Source organism: Rhodococcus sp. P4_E4 (assembly GCF_056401575.1).
Window position 1 is genome coordinate 231968 of sequence record NZ_JBFUJB010000019.1, and the last position, 18236, is coordinate 250203.

The window sequence follows — 18236 nt, forward strand, 5'->3', positions numbered from 1 at the left end:
AGCTTCCGTCAGCGGGGGCGCTGAACGGCGGCGCAGCAGTTCACCGCACACGAGAGACCGTTGGTGGTCGAGCCGAGCAGCGGCTCGACCCCCAATCGCAGTGGCTGCTCGGCGTCGGCCAGTTCCCGAACGAGCGTGGGCACCAGCTGCGCAAAACGCTGATCGCGGCCGGGTGTCGCGGCGCGCACGAAATCCATACCGAGTTCGGCCGCCTTGTCCTTGGCCTCGGTGTCCAGGTCCCACACCACTTCGAGGTGATCGGAGACGAAACCGACAGGACACACGATCACGGCGCGAACGTCCTTGGCGGACAGCGTATCCAGGTGATCACAGATGTCGGGGTCGAGCCACGGAACCTGCGGCGGGCCTGATCGCGACTGCCACACCAGATCAAAATCTTCGACGCCGACGGCCTCGGCAACCAACTTCGCAGCCTCGGCAACCTGTCGGCTGTAGAGGTTTCCGCCCTCTGCCGGCGGCCCTGCATTGCGGTCTGCGGCACTCGGGACCGAATGCGCCGTGAACACCAGGCGCGCGGTATCGCGAGTCGCTTCGGGCAACTCTGCGCGGGCCGCGCGCACACCGTCGGCGAACGCGCCGACGACGAGCGGATGGTCGTAGTACTGACGAAGTTTTGTCAGCGTCGGTGCGCCGTCACCGACGGCTTCACGGGCACGGACGATGTCCTCGTGGTACTGCCGACATCCCGAGTAACCGCCCCACGCCGACGTGGCGAACACGGCGGCATTGCGGACACCGTCCTCGCGCATCTTGGCGACGGTGTCTTCGACCATCGGGTGCCAGTTGCGGTTGCCGAAGTACACGGGCAGGTCCACGCCGGCTGCTGCCAACTCACCTTCGACCCGTTCGATCAGGTCTCGGTTGAGCGCGTTGATGGGCGAAACTCCACCGAAATGCATGTAGTGCTCGACAACGGCGTCGAGCCGCTCCGGTGGCACTCCCCTACCGCGCGTGACGTTTTCGAGGAACGGCCGTACGTCTGCGGGTTTTTCGGGACCGCCGAACGACAAAACGAGAAGAGCATCGAACTGCATGTCCATACTTGCGGTCATGAGTTCAATCTTGCGTGATGCCGTTCGGCGGGGGTCACCCGGGTACTCACCTGTGTAGTAGAAGGGGTGCTACTAGCCGACCATCGCGTGGAAGCCGCCGTCGACGTAGATGATCGACGCGGTCGTGCCGGGCAACCAATCCGAGAGAACGGTGCAGACCGTTTTGGCGACCGGCTCGCGATCGTCGACGTCCCAGCCGATGGGCGCAGCACCGTCCCATGCGGTGTTCAGCTTGTCCAACTCCGCGCCCGGACCGGTGCTGTCGCCGGCAATGGCCTTGGCGGCCAGGGTCTTGATCGGGCCGGAGGACACCAGGTTCGAGCGGATGCCGCGGACGCCGACCTCTTTGGCCACGTACCGATTGACGGCCTCGAGGGTTGCCTTGGAGACACCCATCCAGTTGTAGAAGGGCATTGCGCGTGCCGGATCGAAGTCCATTCCGACGATGGACGCGTTGTCGTTGAGCACCGGCAGCAAGGCCTTGGCCAGTGCGCTGTACGAGTATGCGGACACCTCGAGTGCGACCGCCACGTCTTCCCACGGCGCGTCCATGAACGGGCTTCCCAGGCAGGAGCGGGGAGCGAAGCCGATCGAGTGGACCACGCCGTCGATACCCTCGGGAGCCAGCTCGCGCACACGCTCGGCGAGAGATGCGAGATCCTCCGAGCTCTGGACGTTGAGCGAGATTGCCGGCGGCACGGGCTGCGGCAGTCGCTGGGCGATGCGATCGATGAGGCGCAGACGATCGAATCCGGTGATCAGCACCTTCGCACCCTGCTCCTGCGCGACCTTGGCCACGTGGAACGCGATCGACGAATCGGTGATGATGCCGGTGACAAGAATGGTCTTACCCTCGAGCAAACCGCCCATGAGATGTCCTCCTGATTTCAGACGTACGAGAAAGGTGTGTGTGCGAAAAGCGGGTCAGTGCCCCATGCCGAGTCCGCCGTCGACGGGGATGACTGCACCCGAGACGTATGCCGAATCGTCGGAGGCGAGGAAACTGACAACTGCTGCAACATCTTCCGGCTTTCCGGTCCGCTGCAACGGGATGAACTCGGTGGCCTTGTCCTTCACGTCGTCGCCCAGTGCTGCCGTCATGTCGGTCTCGATGAAACCCGGTGCGACAACGTTGGCGGTGATCGAACGCGAGCCGAGTTCCCTTGTCAGGGAACGAGCGATACCGACGATGCCTGCCTTGGACGCGGCGTAGTTGACCTGGCCGGCTTGTCCTGCCAGACCCACCACCGAACCGAGGAAGATGAAGCGTCCGAAACGCGCGCGCAGCATCGACCGGGTCGCACGCTTCGAGAGGCGGAACGTACCGGTGAGGTTCGCGTCGACGACGCTCGTGAACTGCTCTTCGCTCATTCGCATGATCAGTGTGTCGTCGGTGACGCCGGCATTGGCGACGATGACCTCGACCGGCCCCTGGTGTGCTTCGACCTCTTTGAATGCACGGTCGATCGACTCGGTGTCGGTGACGTCGCAAACGACGCCGAACAACCCTTCGGGGACACCGGAACCGCGGTGCGTGACGGCTACCTTGTGGCCGTCTGCGGCGAGCCGCTGAGCGACGGCCAAGCCGATTCCGCGGTTACCGCCGGTGACGAGCACCGAGCGCGGTGTGGTGACGGTCCGTTCGGAAACCACTGTCGTGGGAGGGGTAGACATGGCGATCAACCTATCAATTCTCTGCGGGCCGCGTACCAGCGGTATTTGGACAATTCGGAACTGCTCTCGATCAGGGCAGACGCTGCCTGCGTACCAGGGCAATCGTCAGACCAGCGGTCGCGAACACGACGCCGAGGACCAACCACGGTCGACTCGCATCGCCTCGTGTCGTCTCGAAACCGATCTGCTCTTCGAGCGTGTCGTACACCTGGCGCAGTTCTTCGAGGCTCGATGCCGTGAAGAAACTTCCGCCGGACAGGTTGGCGATCTCCTTCAGTGACGCATCGTCGACCGGGACGGGGATTCGGTCTCCTTCGATCTCGACTCGCCCGTATGTCGTTCCGAAGGAAATGGTCGAGATCGGAACACCCTTGTCCTTGGCCTGACGGGCAGCGGTGAATCCGCCCCGCGGATCGTCCGAGTTCTCGGGAACGGTCTGCTTACCGTCTGACAGCAACACGATGCGCGCCGGTGGCGCCTGATCGCTGCCGCCGAGAACAGCCGACAGCGTGTCGATCGACTGCAACGAGGTGAAGATCGCTTCGCCCGTCGCCGTCCGCTCACTGAGCTTGAGGTTGTCGATGGCGACCTTCGTCGCGTCACGATTCGTGGTGGGCGACACCAGAACCGAAGCCGTTCCGGCAAATGCGACCAACCCGAGGTTGATGCCGGGAGTCAGACCGTCGGCGAACGACTTCGCAGCTTCCTGTGCTGCTGCCAATCGCGTCGGCTCGACGTCGGTGGCCTGCATCGACAGCGACACGTCGATCACGAGGATCACCGTGGCACGGTTTCGCGGGACCTTCTTGTCTGCCGTCGGACCGGCAAGGGCGACGGTGAAGAACACCAATGCGACGACCATCAGAATCGCCGGAATATGACGCCACCGCCCGGGCCGCGAAGGCGCCACCTTCTCCAACAGTGCGAAGTTCGTGAACCGAAGTGTGTGCTTGGCTCGCTGCTTCTGTACGAGTACATAACCGACCACCAACGCGGCAATGACAGCGAGGAACAGCAGCCACCACGGTGCGGTGAATTGAGAAAGACTCACGAACGAACGCCCCCAGTTCCGGCGCCGGCACCATAACTGTGGCGGCGTGCCGAGATGAATCTCACGACGTCGGCGATCCAGTCCCGATCGGTGTGCAGGGACATGAGCGGTGCGCCGCAACGACGTAGAGCTTGCCTGACCTCGACGCGGTGCTCGGCGGCGACTCTGGCGAAGTCGGCGCGCAGTTGCGGCGTCGTGGTGAATTCTCTCGTTCGACCGGACTCGGGATCGTGAAGCACCACGTCGCCGACGTCTGGCAGTTCGAGGTCACGCGGATCTACCACCTCGACGCCGAGCACGTCGTGCCGTCCCGAAATGGCGCGCAGCGAGCGTTCCCAGTCGATCGGCCCGAGGAAGTCGCTGATGACGACCGCGAGTCCGCGCCGACGCTGTGGGCGTCTGAGCGCTTCGATCGCGCCGACCAGATCACCGCGTACCCCGTCCGGAGCGTGCGGAGTCGTCGCGATCTTGCGGAGCATCGCCTGTGCGTGAATGCGTCCACCACGGGCCGGAATTCGGGTTGTCTGGGCGCCCGTCGAGATGATGGCGCCGACGCGGTTACCGCCCGAACTGGTCAGGTGAGTGATCGCCGCAGCTGCGGCGACAACCAGGTCGCGCTTCTCGCATCCAGCGGTCCCGAAGTCGAGACTTGCAGACAGGTCGATGACAAGCCACGTCTCGAGCTCACGATCCGCGACCGACTGGCGCACGTGTGGGTGCGTCGTCCGTGCAGTCACGGACCAATCCATCTGCCGCACGTCGTCGCCCGGCTGATACTCGCGGGCGTCACCCGGTTCGGAACCCGGGCCGGGAATCAGGCCGAGGTGATCGCCGTGCAGCACACCGTCGAGGCGACGACGAACCGTCAGCTCGAGGGTGCGCAGCGCAGCGGTGAGTTTGGGATCGCTGAGCTCGCCGGATCGGAACGACGGCGGAGAACCGGTGGATCCGGCGGGTGTCGCCTGGCCACCGTCGCGGCCTTCGGTCACTGCGGGCGACTCATCGTCTCAGCGGTCGCGATCGGCGCGCCGTTTCCCTGTGGATTGACTGTGCCCTGTGGATTCGCGGTGCCCTGTGCGTTGAACTGAGGTGCCTGCGGTGCGCCCTGCTGAGGCGGACCGGGAACGGTAGGAACAGGCCGCGCGGCGATCTGCGGCAGTCCGACGGTCTGCAGCACCCGGGCGATGACGGCGTCGGGAGTCACCTCGTCGGCCATGGCGTCGTAGGAGAGAACGAGGCGGTGGCGCAACACGTCCGGGATCACCTCGATGACGTCCTGCGGCACGACGTAGTCGCGGCCGCGGACGAGAGCGAGAGCCCGCGACGCGGCGATGATGCCGAGCGTCGCGCGGGGTGAGGCGCCGTACGCGATCCAGCCCGCGACGTCCTCGAGTCCGACCTCACGCGGCGTACGCGTAGCGGCGATGACCCGGACAACGTAGTCGACGAGCGCGTGGTGGACGAAGACGTTGCTGGCGACGCGTTGGAGCCTGACCAACTCCTCCGGACCGAGGATCTGGTGCGGCTCCGGGGCTGCCACACCCATCCGGTAGACGATTTCGCGTTCTTCCTCGACAGTCGGGTAGTCGACGAGGATCTTGAACAGGAAGCGGTCGCGCTGCGCCTCGGGGAGCGGATAGACACCCTCGTTCTCGATGGGGTTCTGCGTCGCCATCACCAGGAACGGATCGGGCATGTGGTACCGCTTGCCACCGATCGAGACGTGGCGTTCTGCCATCACCTCGAGGAGCGCGGACTGCACCTTGGCCGGGGCACGGTTGATCTCGTCGGCCAACACGAAGTTGGCGACGACCGGTCCGAGTTCGGTGTCGAACTCCTCGCGGCCCTGACGGTAGATGCGCGTGCCGATGAGGTCGGTTGGCACCAGGTCGGGGGTGAACTGGACGCGGGAGAACGAACCGCCGACGACCTTCGCGAAAGTCTCGACGGCCAGCGTCTTGGCGACACCGGGTACGCCTTCGAGGAGGACGTGACCCTTGGCGAGAAGTCCGACGAGAATGCGCTCGACAAGCCGGTCCTGCCCGACGATGACTCGCTTGACCTCGTAGATCGCTCGTTCCAAGGTCTGAACGTCGGCTGCCAGGGAAGGTGCTGCTCCGTCCGCACTTCCGCTCGCCTTGCTTACGTCGACCGTTCCGACCGAATCTTCACGTGAGGTCACCAAGAATCCATCGCTTTCACCTAGAAAAGTACCGACAGTAACGTGTTCCCCGTCAACTATTCCAGGTAGTTGCGCTCGATGCCGTAACACCACGTCGGGAACTTGATAGTTCCCTGACAATGCGGGTGTCAGCGGCATTTCCTCTGACGGTCAGGACACCAGTCGGACGGCGTACGGCGTCATTCCGCCCCAGCGAACCGGGGAGACCATGACACTCGAACCGGATTGTGGTGCCTCGAGCATCTGCCCGTTACCGAGGTAGAGCGCCACGTGCTGGCTGGCGTTGGGGCCGTAGAAGATCATGTCGCCGCGTTTCATCTCCGAAGACGGAACCTGCGTGCCCGCGGTGTACTGATAGCCGGTGTAGTGCGGCAGCGAGATTCCGATGCCGGCGAAGGCGTAGATCATCAAGCCCGAGCAGTCGAACCCGACTTTGTTGAAGTCGCCGTAACTGTCGGCGACGCCGCCGTCACGGATGCCTCGCGTCGGACCGTTTTCGTCGCCTCCGCCCCAGGCGTACTGCACGCCGAGCTGAGACATTCCGCGGTCGATGACGGATTCGATTGCAGCGCTTCCGGTAACGGAAGGCTTCGGCGTGCTGGGCTTCGGCGTCGTCGGCTTGGGGGTGGTGGGCTTGGGCGTCGTGACCGTTTCCTCTTCGGTACCGGTCTCTTCGTCCGTGCCTGTTTCCTCGTCGGTCCCGGTTTCCTCGTCAGTCCAGGTGTCGTCGTCGTCCGGGATGACGGTCGGAGTCGGGTCTTCCACAGCGGTGTGCGGACGCTGAGCCGCTGCCAGTGCTGCAGCTCGATCCTTGGCGGCCTGGTCGGCAGCTGCGCGGGCAGCAGCCTGTGCGGCAGCTTCCTTGGCGGCAGCTTCGAGAGCCTTCTGATGAGCTTCCTCGGCGCGACGCTGCTCGTCCCACGTCGCATACGCCTGGCGTTGGCCCTGCAAACCTGCGACTGCATTGCGGGCGGCGTCGAGCTGAGCCTGAGCGGAGTTCCGCTCGGCTTCGATCGCGGCCTTCTTGGCAACCTGCTGATCGAGAGCGTTGCGCGCGATCTGAATCGCCTGCTCGGCCAGATCCTTCAGTTGTGCCGCGACCTCGGCGGCGGCGTCGGCCTGCTGCTTTGCCTGGCGGGTCGCGGAGTCCTTGTTCGCCTGCTCGGTACGTGCTCGTTGGAGACCGTCAAGCACTGCGCTCTGCGTATTGGCGAGCAGTTTGAGGACCTGCGCGCGGTCGAGGACATCGCCCGGGCCCTTGGCGTCGAGGAACGACGAGATGGACGCGGTGTTGGTGCCCTTGACGTAGCTCGAGCGTGCGTACTTGTCGAAGTCCGTCTGAGCGACCTCGATCTGCGCCGACGCGTCCTTAAGAGCTTGTTTGGTGACGCCGACGGCCTGCGCTGCGGTGTCTGCGGCGCCGCGAGCGTTCTGCAGATCCACGAGCGTCTTGTTGACGTCTTCACGCTTGATCGCAACTTCGTTGTCGAGTGCCGACAACTGTTCGTTGGCCGATGCGACTTGATTGATGAGCGCGCTGACGGTGCCGACGCTCGACGAGACCTGCGAATCGGCCGCAGCGATGTCCGAGTCACTCGGATTCGGCGGCGGCGGTGGTACGGCCGAGGACATGGCGGGCGTACCGACGATCAGGGACCCGACAACGCCGAATCCGATGACCAGTTGCGCCAGGCGCATCGACTTACGGGAAGGACCACGACGGGACTCGCCGCCACGTGTTACTTGCCTCACAAATAACTCTCCCTCGCGTGTAACGCCACGGCCCGCTGGGTCGCCGATCCGTGCGGGGAGGGAATGCGCAGACCAAGCACCGGTCGCCCACAGCCCGAGAGCTGCTCGTCGACCTGGACGTGCCGTACGAACGCCACCGTCGACACCTCGAGAACAAGGCAACCGACAAGTACGCGTCGAACAACATCAGCCTGTCTGCGACACTTCTTCCCCAAAAAGTGCCAGTTGTACCGTACGACACTCAAGCGTTCTTTGGAAACTTTAGCCACAAATAACACAAACGGTATTTGAGCTGGTCTAATGGCATGCAGGTACCAAAAAGGGCAGGTACTCACCGCAAACAGCGGTGAGTACCTGTTTTCGACGAGTTACTGAAAATCTCGCAAAAGGACCAAGGTCAGACGGAATCGGCCCGGTGGTCGGAAGATGTCGCCGTTTCTGAAGTCGAAGCGATATGTCCGGTTTGCGCGTTTTCCGGCTCTCGCCGCCACTTGACGGCAAAGGTAATTCCGGCAATAACCGCAACCAGTGCGATGACAAGGACCGTGTAAAGCGTCCACGGCGGACCCGGCGCCACGATCTCGTGCGAGAAGCGGTCCGCGGTCACGCTCGCGCTTTCTCCGAAAGATCGGTCCTGCGCGGTTTCGAGCTGCACGCGACTGATCGAGTCGCTGTAGCTACCCATCCAGTCTGGGCTCAGAACGAGAACCGTGCCGCCTTCGGTTTTGCCGACCGTCGTGGCCAGGTCGCGAAGATCGGACGGCCGGCCCGGATTTGCGTCGACCACTACGACGCTCAAGTCGACACCACGTTCTCGAGCGTCGGTCACCACCGCAGTCAGCCCCACAACATCGGACTCCGGGGCGGAGACGCCGTCCGTCGAAAGGTCCGCGAGCACGTCGTCGAGATCGACATCCGACGGAACAGCGACGTGCAACGGGGACTTCACGTGCACAGGCGCAAAAGCGTGATTGGTAGGAGCAGACATCTCTCATCCGGGTGCTGTTCGGATTCCGTCCACCGCTGAGATGCGGGGAGTTCTTCCGAGGTCGTTTTTCGGCGGCCGACCCGCGACGGGCCTGCATGCAGCCTACTTCAGGTCGACTGCCACCAGGCGTCACACGCAGCCGCCGCGCGCGCCGCCCGAGCGGTAACTGTGGGTGTGGTCACCCAGCCAAGCCTGCGTTGCGCAGGCCCGCAGTCTGCATGAAGATTGTTTCGGTCAACTTGCCCTGAATTCTCACAGGACAAGCGTACTGTTAGACTTGGACCAAGAGGTACCACCGGTCAGGACAGGTTCTACTGCAGCTCCGATGTTCGGACAGTTCTCACGCGAACTGTGCGATTGGCGTGAGCTACGGAGGGTCTTCCCGGCCGAAGTACCTCGCTTCAGCTGCCGACACAGCCCCGTCGGTAGCGACCCTCATAGACGAGTGGAGCAGACGTGAGCACCAGTATCGATTCATTCGGAGCCAAGGGAACCCTCGAGGTCGGTGAGAACTCTTACGAGATCTTCCGCCTCTCGGCCGTCCCCGGCACCGAGAAATTGCCCTATTCCTTGAAGGTTCTCGCCGAGAACCTTCTCCGCACCGAAGACGGTGCCAACATCACCGCGGATCACATCCGCGCAATCGCGAGCTGGGATCCCTCAGCCGAGCCGAGCATCGAAATCCAGTTCACGCCTGCCCGCGTGATCATGCAGGACTTCACCGGCGTTCCTTGCATCGTCGACCTCGCCACCATGCGTGAGGCCGTCACCACCCTCGGCGGCGACCCGAACAAGGTCAACCCGCTCTCCCCCGCCGACATGGTCATCGACCACTCGGTCATCCTCGACGTCTTCGGCCAGGCCGACGCACTCGAGCGCAACGTCGACCTCGAATACGAGCGCAACGGCGAGCGTTACCAGTTCCTCCGTTGGGGCCAGGGCGCATTCGACGACTTCAAGGTCGTCCCCCCGGGAATGGGCATCGTTCACCAGGTCAACATCGAGTACCTGGCACCCACCGTCATGTCCCGTAACGGACAGGCATACCCCGACACCTGTGTCGGCACCGACTCGCACACCACGATGGTCAACGGCCTCGGCGTGCTCGGCTGGGGCGTCGGCGGCATCGAGGCCGAGGCAGCAATGCTCGGCCAGCCCGTCTCCATGCTGATCCCCCGCGTTGTCGGCTTCAAGCTCTCCGGTGAGATCAAGCCCGGCGTCACCGCAACCGACGTCGTGCTCACCGCCACCGAGATGCTCCGTAAGCACGGCGTCGTCGGCAAGTTCGTCGAGTTCTACGGCAACGGTGTTGCCGAGGTTCCGCTCGCGAACCGCGCAACGCTGGGCAACATGAGCCCCGAATTCGGTTCCACCGCAGCGATCTTCCCGATCGACGCCGAGACCATCGAGTACCTGCGCCTCACCGGCCGCAGCGACGAGCAGCTCGCTCTCGTCGAGGCGTACGCCAAGGAACAGGGCCTGTGGCACAACCCTGACAAGGAACCCGTCTTCTCGGAGTACATCGAGCTGGATCTGGGAACCGTTGTTCCCTCGATCGCCGGCCCGAAGCGCCCGCAGGACCGAATCCTGTTGTCGGAGTCCAAGACTGCGTTCCGCAAGGACATCCACAACTACGTGGAAGAGAACTACCCGACCGAGCACACCCAGCTCGACGAGGCCGTCGAAGAGTCCTTCCCGGCTTCCGATCCCGCGGTTCTGTCGTTTGCCGACGACGGAGCGGTCGACGTTCTCTCTGCTGCCAACGGCGCAGAAGGCCGTCCGAGCAAGCCGGTCGTCGTCAAGTCCGACGCCGGTGAGTTCGTTCTCGACCACGGCGCCGTCGTTGTTGCAGGTATCACCTCCTGCACCAACACGTCCAACCCGTCGGTCATGCTCGGTGCTGCACTGCTCGCACGCAACGCCGTCGAAAAGGGCCTCGCCACCAAGCCGTGGGTCAAGACCAACATGGCTCCCGGTTCGCAGGTCGTCACCGATTACTACGAGAAGGCCGGCCTGTGGCCGTACCTCGAGAAGCTCGGTTACTACCTCGGCGGTTACGGCTGCACCACGTGCATCGGTAACACCGGACCCCTGCCCGAGGCAGTCTCGAAGGCCATCAACGACAACGACCTCTCGGTCACCGCGGTGCTCTCGGGTAACCGTAACTTCGAGGGACGTATCTCCCCCGACGTCAAGATGAACTACCTGGCTTCCCCGCCGCTCGTGATTGCATATGGCCTCGCCGGAACCATGGACTTCGACTTCGAGACCGATTCGCTCGGTAACGACACCGACGGAAACCCCGTCTACCTCAAGGACATCTGGCCGTCCACGCAGGAAATCGAAGAGACGATCAAGTCCTCGATCGACCAGGACATGTTCCGCAAGTCGTACGCAACCATCTTTGCGGGCGACAGCCGCTGGCAGAACCTCGAAACCCCGAAGGGTGACACCTTCGAGTGGGACGTGAACTCCACCTACGTGCGGAAGCCACCTTACTTCGACGGCATGACGATGGATCCGGCTCCGGTCAAGGACATCAAGGGCGCTCGCGTCCTCGCACTGCTCGGCGACTCGGTCACCACCGACCACATCAGCCCGGCAGGTCCGATCAAGGTCGGTACCCCCGCTGCGCAGTACCTCGACTCCCACGGCGTCGAGCGTGCGGATTACAACTCGCTCGGCTCGCGTCGCGGTAACCACGAGGTCATGATTCGCGGAACGTTCGCGAACATCCGTCTGCGTAACCAGCTCCTCGACGACGTCTCCGGTGGTTACACCCGCGACTTCACGCAGGAAGGCGCACCGCAGGCATTCATCTACGACGCGTCGCAGAACTACCAGGCAGCCGGCATCCCGCTGGTCGTCCTGGGCGGCAAGGAGTACGGCTCCGGATCCTCGCGTGACTGGGCAGCCAAGGGCACCAGCCTGCTCGGCGTCAAGGCCGTCATCACCGAGTCGTTCGAGCGCATCCACCGCTCCAACCTCATCGGCATGGGCGTTGTCCCGCTGCAGTTCCCGGTCGGCGAGTCCGCAGGTTCGCTCAAGCTCGACGGCACCGAGACCTTCGACATCGAAGGCGTCGAGAAGCTCAACGAGGGCGTCACCCCGAAGACCATGAAGGTCACGGCGACGCGCGAGAACGGCGAGAAGGTCGTGTTCGACGCAGTCGTACGCATCGATACCCCCGGCGAAGCGGATTACTACCGCAACGGTGGCATCCTGCAGTACGTGCTTCGCAACATGATCCGGGGCTAGTCAACCGAGCCCTGCTCTAACCCACGTGGCGGACTCAGCGAGGTGCTGAGTTCGCCGTCTCGAAGAAGTCACCGGTTTGTCCCGAGGAGCGATCTTTCATCACTTCAAGGACAAGGACGGCCTGTTCCTCGCTCTCGCAAGCGAGGATGCGAGCCGGATGGCAGATGTCGTCGCCGAAGAGGGCCTTGTCCAGGTCATGCGGGACATGCTCGCGCAGCCCGATCAATTCGATTGGCTGGGAACGCGACTGGAGATAGCGCGTCGACTGCGCAACGACGCCGATTTCCGCGAGAAGTGGTCGCAGCGCTCCGTAGAACTGACGGAAGCGACCAGTGCACGTCTCGCCAGACAGAAATCGGCAGGCAGACTCCGTGACGACGTTCCCACTGAGATTCTGATCGGGTATCTGGATCTGGTGATGGACGGCCTGGTCGCGAGAATCGCCTCCGGCCACGGCGTCGACAACCTGTCAGCGGTTCTCGATCTGGTCGAGGAATCGGTGCGGCGGCGAGATTGAGGGGCTTCGCCCCTGTGCGCCTTTTTGGTAGTTCCCACTACCAAAAAGGCGCACAGGGGGTTAGGCGAGCTGGATCAGCTCGAGGTATTCCTGCGACCAGTGGTCCTCGTTGCCGTCGGGCAGGAGGATGACCCGCTCGGGGTTGAGTGCCTCGGCAGCGCCCGGATCGTGGGTGACCAGGACGACGGCACCGGTGTAGCTGCGGAGCGCGTCGAGCACCTGCTCGCGTGAGATCGGGTCCAGGTTGTTGGTGGGCTCGTCGAGAAGCAGAACGTTGGCAGCGGACGACACCAGACCGGCCAGAGCCAGACGCGTCTTTTCACCACCCGAGAGCGTTCCGGCCGGCTGTTCGAGCTGTGGGCCGGTGAACATGAAGGCACCGAGCAGAGAACGCAGTTCCTGCTCCCCTGTATCCGGCGCGGCGTGGCGGATGTTCTCCCACACGGACGCGTCGTCGTCGAGGGTGTCGTGCTCCTGAGCGAAGTAGCCGACCTTGAGTCCGTGACCGGCGATCAGCTCACCCGCGTCCGCCTTCTCCGCGCCCGCAAGGATGCGGAGCAGTGTGGTCTTACCTGCACCGTTGAGTCCGAGGATAACCACACGAGACCCACGATCGATCGCGAGATCGACACCGGTGAAGATCTCGAGCGAGCCGTACACCTTGGTGAGGTTCTTGCCCATCAGCGGAGTCTTGCCACAAGCGGCGGGCTCGGGGAAACGAATCCGCGCAACCTTGTCCGAGACACGTTCGGCATCGAGGTTCGCCATCAACTTGTCGGCTCGCTTGGCCATGTTCTGAGCCGCGACGGCCTTGGTTGCCTTTGCACCCATCTTCGCTGCCTGAATCCGCAGCGCACCGGCCTTCTTCTCGGCGTTCGCGCGCTCGCGGCGACGACGCTGCTCGTCAGTGGCACGAGCGTCGAGGTACTTCTTCCAGTTCATGTTGTAGACGTCGGCCTCACCGCGGACGGCATCGAGGAACCACACACGGTTGACGACGTCGTTGAGCAGGTCGACGTCGTGACTGATGACCACCAGTCCGCCCTCGTGGTTCTGGAGGAATCCACGCAGCCAGGTGATTGAGTCGGCGTCGAGGTGGTTGGTGGGCTCGTCGAGCAGCAGAGTCGTGTCCGAGCGGGCACCGCTGCCGTCGGAGGCGGCAAAGAGGATTCGCGCCAATTCGACACGACGACGCTGACCGCCGGACAGCGTGCTGAGCGGCTGCCCGAGAATACGGTCCTCGAGGCCGAGGCTGCTGGTGATACGGGCGGCTTCGCTCTCGGCTTCGTAGCCGCCGAGGGCCGAGAATCGATCCTCGAGCTGGCCGTACTTCTTGACCGCGCGGTCCTGAGATTCCTGATCGAGCACCTCGCCCATCAGGATCTGCTGCTTCTCCATCTCGCGGAGCATCGTGTCGAGGCCGCGGGCAGAGAGAACCCGGTCCTTGGCGAGGATGCTCAGGTCGCCCTCTTTGGGGTCCTGCGGGAGGTATCCGAGTTCACCGGTGCGTACGACGCTTCCCGCATATGCCTCACCTTCACCGGCGAGGATGCGCAGAGTGGTCGTCTTTCCGGCACCGTTACGTCCGACGAGTCCGATCCGGTCGCCCGGCTGGATGCGCAGCGAAGGTCCGGGAGCTGTGAGAAGGGTGCGGACACCGGCACGAACTTCGAGGTCAGTGGCGGTAATCAAGCAAACTCCTCAGGAAAAACGACGAATACGGGTAAACAATGCCTGACTACAGACACAAGAACTATCGATTTTACCGTGACCTGACGGTCGTTCCGACCAGGAGCGTGTGAGTCCGCTAACGTTCGGGACATGACTAGCGAAAACAGCACTCGTCCTCGCGACCTCGAAGGCCGCGCCGCCATCGTCACCGGCGCAAGTCGCGGAATCGGCAAAGCTGTCGCCGCCGAGCTCCTCGCTCGCGGCGCCGACGTCTTGATCACAGCCCGCAAGCCGGAGCCCCTCGAGGCCGCTGCATCCGAACTGTCCGATCTGGGGCACGGCGGCAAGGTCGTCGCATTCGCGGGCAACGCAGCCGATGCCGAGGCCCGCTCCGGTGCCGTCGACCGCGCCGTCGCCGAGTTCGGTTCGCTCGACATTCTGGTCAACAACACCGGAATCAATCCCGTCTTCGGGTCGCTCATGGAGGCGGACCTCGACGCCGTGCGCAAGATCTTCGACGTGAACGTGGTTGCCGCCCTCGGTTACGTCCAACAAGCACATCGGGCGTGGATGGGCGAACACGGTGGAGCCGTCGTGAACCTGGCAAGTGTGGCCGGGATCCGATCGACGGGCGTCATCGCGGCGTACGGCGCGTCGAAGGCTGCGCTCATCCGGTTGACGGAAGAACTGGCCTGGCAACTGGGACCGAAGATTCGTGTCAATGCCGTAGCTCCCGGGATCGTCAAGACGCAGTTCGCGGCAGCACTGGTCGCTGCCGGCGAGGACAAGGCGTCGGCGGGCTACCCGATGAAGCGGCTCGGCACCCCCGAGGACGTTGCCGGCTTGGTCGGCTTCCTCGTCTCCGACGCGGCGGCATGGATCACCGGCGAAACGCTCCGGGTCGACGGCGGTCTGCTCGCAACGGGATCGATGTAGTGCGCCGATCATGAGCACACTCGACTCCTCCGCCGACGTGGTGATCGTGGGCGGAGGGCCGGCGGGGCGGGCACTCGCGACGCGCTGTATCGCCCGGCAACTCACCGTTGTCGTTGTCGATCCGCATCCTCATCGGGTGTGGACGCCGACGTACTCGGCGTGGGCAGACGAGCTGCCGTCGTGGCTGCCGGACGAGGTGATCGCGAGCCGGATCGAACGCCCGAGCGTGTGGACCAGCGGGCAGAAAACGCTTGATCGCATCTATTGCGTATTGAATACATCTTTACTGCAATCATTTCTCTCCGACACATCCATACAGTTCAGAGGCTTACGCGCTCAAACACTGTCCACCACCACCGTCGTGTGCGTGGACGGATCGCAGCTGACGGGATCCGTCGTCGTCGACGCCCGAGGCACCGATCTGACAGTGACAACCGCGCAGCAGACGGCCTTCGGAATGATCGTGGACCACGCTTTGGCCGATCCGATTCTGGGCGGCAGCGAGGCCTGGTTCATGGACTGGCGAACAGACAACGGCACCTCCGACGCCGACACTCCGTCGTTTCTCTACGCGGTCCCGCTCGACGACGAGCGAGTCCTCCTCGAGGAGACCTGCCTCGTCGGCCGGCCGGCGTTGGGGTTGCGCGAACTCGAAACACGTCTGCGCACCCGACTTCACAATCGGGGCTGCGAAGTCCCCGACGACGCGCCGGTCGAGCGAGTCCGTTTTGCGGTCGAAGGCCCGAAGGACTCGTCCCCGGACGCTGTCCTCCGGTTCGGCGGGCGAGGCGGTCTGATGCATCCGGGAACCGGATACAGCGTTGCCTCCTCACTCGCCGAGGCCGACACTGTCGCGAAAGCAATCGCCGACGGTGAGGATCCGAACGCGGCACTCTGGCCTCGCTCGGCCAAGGCGGTATCCGCTCTCCGCCGCGTTGGTCTGAACGCACTTCTCACCCTCGACTCGGGCGAAGTCACCACATTCTTCGACAAGTTCTTCGATCTACCGGTCGAGGCTCAGCGGTCATACCTTTCCGATCGGCGGGACGCGGCCGCGACGGCGAAGGTGATGGCAACACTGTTCCGATCGTCACCGTGGCACGTGAGAAAGACGTTGATGCGCGCGCCGTTTTTCCGGTGACCAGATCCGCATCGACTACTGATCCGCACCGACTACTGCGCTGCCATCGAGCTGGCGATCATCGGCCAGGAGTTGTGGAGGTCGTCCTGCCAGTAACCCCACGAGTGGGTTCCGGTCGGCTTGAAGTCGAAGGTCGCGGGGATGCCCAGTGCGTTCAGTCGGTCCGCCAATCCGTGCGTGCACCCGTTGACCGCGGATTCGATGATGCCGCCGACGATGATCTGATTCAGGAGTGCTCCGGGGTTTCCGTTCACATCGGGCGCCTGAAGGTTGTCGTGCGGACCTGGCAGCCCGGATCCGGTGGAGACGTACAGTTCGGTCCCCCGCAACTTCTCCGCGTTCACGACGGGATCGTTCTCGCGCCATCCCGGACCGTCGAACGGTCCCCACATGTTTGTCGGATCAGCGCCACCCCGCGCACCGACCACCAGTCGCACGTAGTCCTGACCCGGCTGGGTGGAAGTCTCCGCGCACCCGCTGTAGGCCCCGACACTCCGATACAGCCCTGGGGCTGAGATCGCGAGATTGAGTACCGAGGTCGCGGTCATCGAGATCGCCGCGATGGAGTTGACCCCGTTGGTACCGAACTGCGCATCGATGACTGGCGGCAGTTCACGCGTGAGGAACGTCTGCCACTTGTTGCGTCCGAGTACGGGATCGTCCTTCTGCCAGTCGGTGTAGTAGCTGAACGCTCCTTCCAGCGGCGTCACGACGTTGACGTTCTTGTCGGCAAAGAAGTCCAGGACATCGGTCCGTCCTTCCCACGTTGCACTGTCCTCGCCACCACCGGCGCCGTTGAGCAGATACAACGTGGGCCGTGGGGCGCTCGTGTCGGCGGGGAGGATCACCTCGAGTGGAATGTCGCGGCCCATCGCATCGGAGTGGACGCTGATGGTTACGGTGCGTGCCGGATCTGCGTTCGCGGGCCAAGGCGCAAACAGCAGTGGAACCAGTGAAATTGCCAGCGCTGCTGCTACGCGTCGACGGTAGGTTCGGATACTCATCGGAGTATGCCCCCAGGTGTGCGAGTCGGATTCTCGGAGCGGATACCCGCTCGCCGCGCCTCGAACCGGCCCACCCGGACGCAACGGTTCGGGATCAACCGTGAGCGTTTGCCTCGCGCAATCGGCTGGGGGCGACCATCATGGGAGGCATGCGCTCGATTTGGAAAGGCTCGATAGCCTTCGGTCTGGTCAATGTTCCGGTCAAGGTGTACTCGGCGACCGAGGACCACGACATCCGATTTCACCAGGTCCATGCAAAAGACGGTGGCCGCATCAAGTACAACCGTGTGTGTTCCGAGTGCGGAAACACGGTTCAGTTCGCGGACATCGACAAGGCGTACGACTCGGAAGACGGATCGCGCGTCATCTTGAGCGACGAGGACTTCAACAAACTCCCGGCCGCGGAGAAGCACGAGATTCCGGTGCTGGAATTCGTGCCGAACGATCAGATCGATCCGATCTTGTTCGAGAAGAGTTACTTCCTCGAACCCGATTCGGCGTCGCCGAAGGCGTACGTCCTGCTTTCGACTGTGCTCACCGAGAGTGATCGAACGGCACTGGTGCATTTCACTCTGCGACAGAAGACGCGCCTGGCCGCGATGCGCGCTCGCGACGGCGTCCTCGTGATCCAGACGTTGCTGTGGCCCGACGAAGTTCGCGCAGCAGAGTTCCCTTCACTCGACGACGTGGAGAAGCCGAAGGCCAAGGAACTGAAGATGGCGCAGACGCTCGTCGAGAGCATGGCGGGCGATTTCGATCCGACCGAGTTCACCGACGACTACCAGCTCCAACTGCGGCAGTTGCTCGACGAGATGATCGAGAACGGCGGCAAGAAGGTCATCCCCGCCGCCGAGGTCGACCAGGAGGGCACCGATGCAGAGGTGGTCGACCTCGTTGCCGCACTGCAGCGCAGTGTGGACGAAGCGAAGTCGAACGCCTCCAAGGCCGGCTCGTCGAAGTCGACGACGCCGAGGAAGAAACGAGCCTGA

14 protein-coding genes and 1 pseudogene are annotated in these 18236 nt (G+C 63.6%); 5 read left to right on the forward strand and 10 right to left on the reverse strand.

Annotation, left to right across the window (positions count from 1 at the left end; all coding sequences use genetic code 11):
• Positions 1–8 precede the first annotated feature (8 nt).
• The 8 genes from AC1DVN_RS21325 to AC1DVN_RS21360 form a co-directional block, all read right to left on the reverse strand.
• The gene (locus AC1DVN_RS21325) at positions 9–1061 is read right to left on the reverse strand and encodes a ferrochelatase (RefSeq protein WP_060938556.1); all 1053 of its coding nucleotides are present in this window, start codon (positions 1059–1061) and stop codon (positions 9–11) included.
• An 84-nt stretch (positions 1062–1145) separates the two neighbouring features.
• Positions 1146–1943 carry an NADH-dependent enoyl-ACP reductase InhA gene (gene inhA / locus AC1DVN_RS21330; RefSeq protein ID WP_003944803.1) on the reverse strand — a complete coding sequence of 266 codons (798 nt, stop codon included), beginning with the start codon at positions 1941–1943 and terminating at the stop codon, positions 1146–1148.
• A 54-nt stretch (positions 1944–1997) separates the two neighbouring features.
• On the reverse strand, positions 1998–2747 hold the full coding sequence (gene fabG1, locus AC1DVN_RS21335) for a 3-oxoacyl-ACP reductase FabG1 (protein ID WP_007727875.1): 750 nt from the start codon (positions 2745–2747) through the stop codon (positions 1998–2000).
• Positions 2748–2817: 70 nt separating this feature from the next.
• Positions 2818–3798: a VWA domain-containing protein gene (locus AC1DVN_RS21340; protein ID WP_019748426.1), complete on the reverse strand. Its 981-nt coding sequence runs from the start codon at positions 3796–3798 to the stop codon at positions 2818–2820.
• Positions 3795–4787 (reverse strand): DUF58 domain-containing protein, encoded by a 993-nt coding sequence (locus AC1DVN_RS21345; RefSeq protein WP_003944991.1) that lies wholly within the window; start codon positions 4785–4787, stop codon positions 3795–3797. The genes AC1DVN_RS21340 and AC1DVN_RS21345 overlap by 4 nt, the downstream gene beginning before the upstream one ends.
• Positions 4784–5980, reverse strand: a complete 1197-nt coding sequence (locus AC1DVN_RS21350) for an AAA family ATPase (RefSeq protein ID WP_019748425.1) — start codon at positions 5978–5980, stop codon at positions 4784–4786. The genes AC1DVN_RS21345 and AC1DVN_RS21350 overlap by 4 nt, the downstream gene beginning before the upstream one ends.
• 150 nt (positions 5981–6130) lie before the next feature.
• Positions 6131–7678 (reverse strand): NlpC/P60 family protein, encoded by a 1548-nt coding sequence (locus AC1DVN_RS21355; RefSeq protein WP_029255350.1) that lies wholly within the window; start codon positions 7676–7678, stop codon positions 6131–6133.
• A 451-nt stretch (positions 7679–8129) separates the two neighbouring features.
• Positions 8130–8720 (reverse strand): Rv1476 family membrane protein, encoded by a 591-nt coding sequence (locus AC1DVN_RS21360; RefSeq protein ID WP_308370582.1) that lies wholly within the window; start codon positions 8718–8720, stop codon positions 8130–8132.
• Positions 8721–9176: 456 nt separating this feature from the next.
• Here AC1DVN_RS21360 and acnA point away from each other — a divergent pair, with 456 nt between their 5' ends.
• Both acnA and AC1DVN_RS21370 read left to right on the forward strand, forming a co-directional pair.
• Positions 9177–11978, forward strand: coding sequence for an aconitate hydratase AcnA (acnA, locus tag AC1DVN_RS21365; RefSeq protein ID WP_019748421.1), 2802 nt, complete (start codon positions 9177–9179; stop codon positions 11976–11978).
• 49 nt (positions 11979–12027) lie between these two features.
• A pseudogene (locus AC1DVN_RS21370) lies at positions 12028–12495 on the forward strand (TetR/AcrR family transcriptional regulator); the annotation flags it as partial.
• A gap of 60 nt (positions 12496–12555) precedes the next feature.
• Here the strand turns inward: AC1DVN_RS21370 and AC1DVN_RS21375 are convergent.
• Positions 12556–14187, reverse strand: a complete 1632-nt coding sequence (locus AC1DVN_RS21375; RefSeq protein ID WP_020907739.1) for an ABC-F family ATP-binding cassette domain-containing protein — start codon at positions 14185–14187, stop codon at positions 12556–12558.
• A 129-nt stretch (positions 14188–14316) separates the two neighbouring features.
• Here AC1DVN_RS21375 and AC1DVN_RS21380 point away from each other — a divergent pair, with 129 nt between their 5' ends.
• Both AC1DVN_RS21380 and AC1DVN_RS21385 read left to right on the forward strand, forming a co-directional pair.
• Positions 14317–15102, forward strand: a complete 786-nt coding sequence (locus AC1DVN_RS21380) for an SDR family oxidoreductase (protein WP_477994200.1) — start codon at positions 14317–14319, stop codon at positions 15100–15102.
• Between the two features lie 10 nt (positions 15103–15112).
• Positions 15113–16243: a lycopene cyclase family protein gene (locus AC1DVN_RS21385; RefSeq protein ID WP_477994201.1), complete on the forward strand. Its 1131-nt coding sequence runs from the start codon at positions 15113–15115 to the stop codon at positions 16241–16243.
• A 32-nt stretch (positions 16244–16275) separates the two neighbouring features.
• Here the strand turns inward: AC1DVN_RS21385 and AC1DVN_RS21390 are convergent, their stop codons facing one another.
• Positions 16276–17247 carry an alpha/beta hydrolase gene (locus AC1DVN_RS21390; protein WP_019748416.1) on the reverse strand — a complete coding sequence of 324 codons (972 nt, stop codon included), beginning with the start codon at positions 17245–17247 and terminating at the stop codon, positions 16276–16278.
• Positions 17248–17396: 149 nt separating this feature from the next.
• On the opposite strand from AC1DVN_RS21390, the gene ku reads away from it, so the two are divergent.
• Complete coding sequence (gene ku, locus AC1DVN_RS21395; protein WP_172932851.1) at positions 17397–18236, forward strand: non-homologous end joining protein Ku; 840 nt, start codon at positions 17397–17399, stop codon at positions 18234–18236.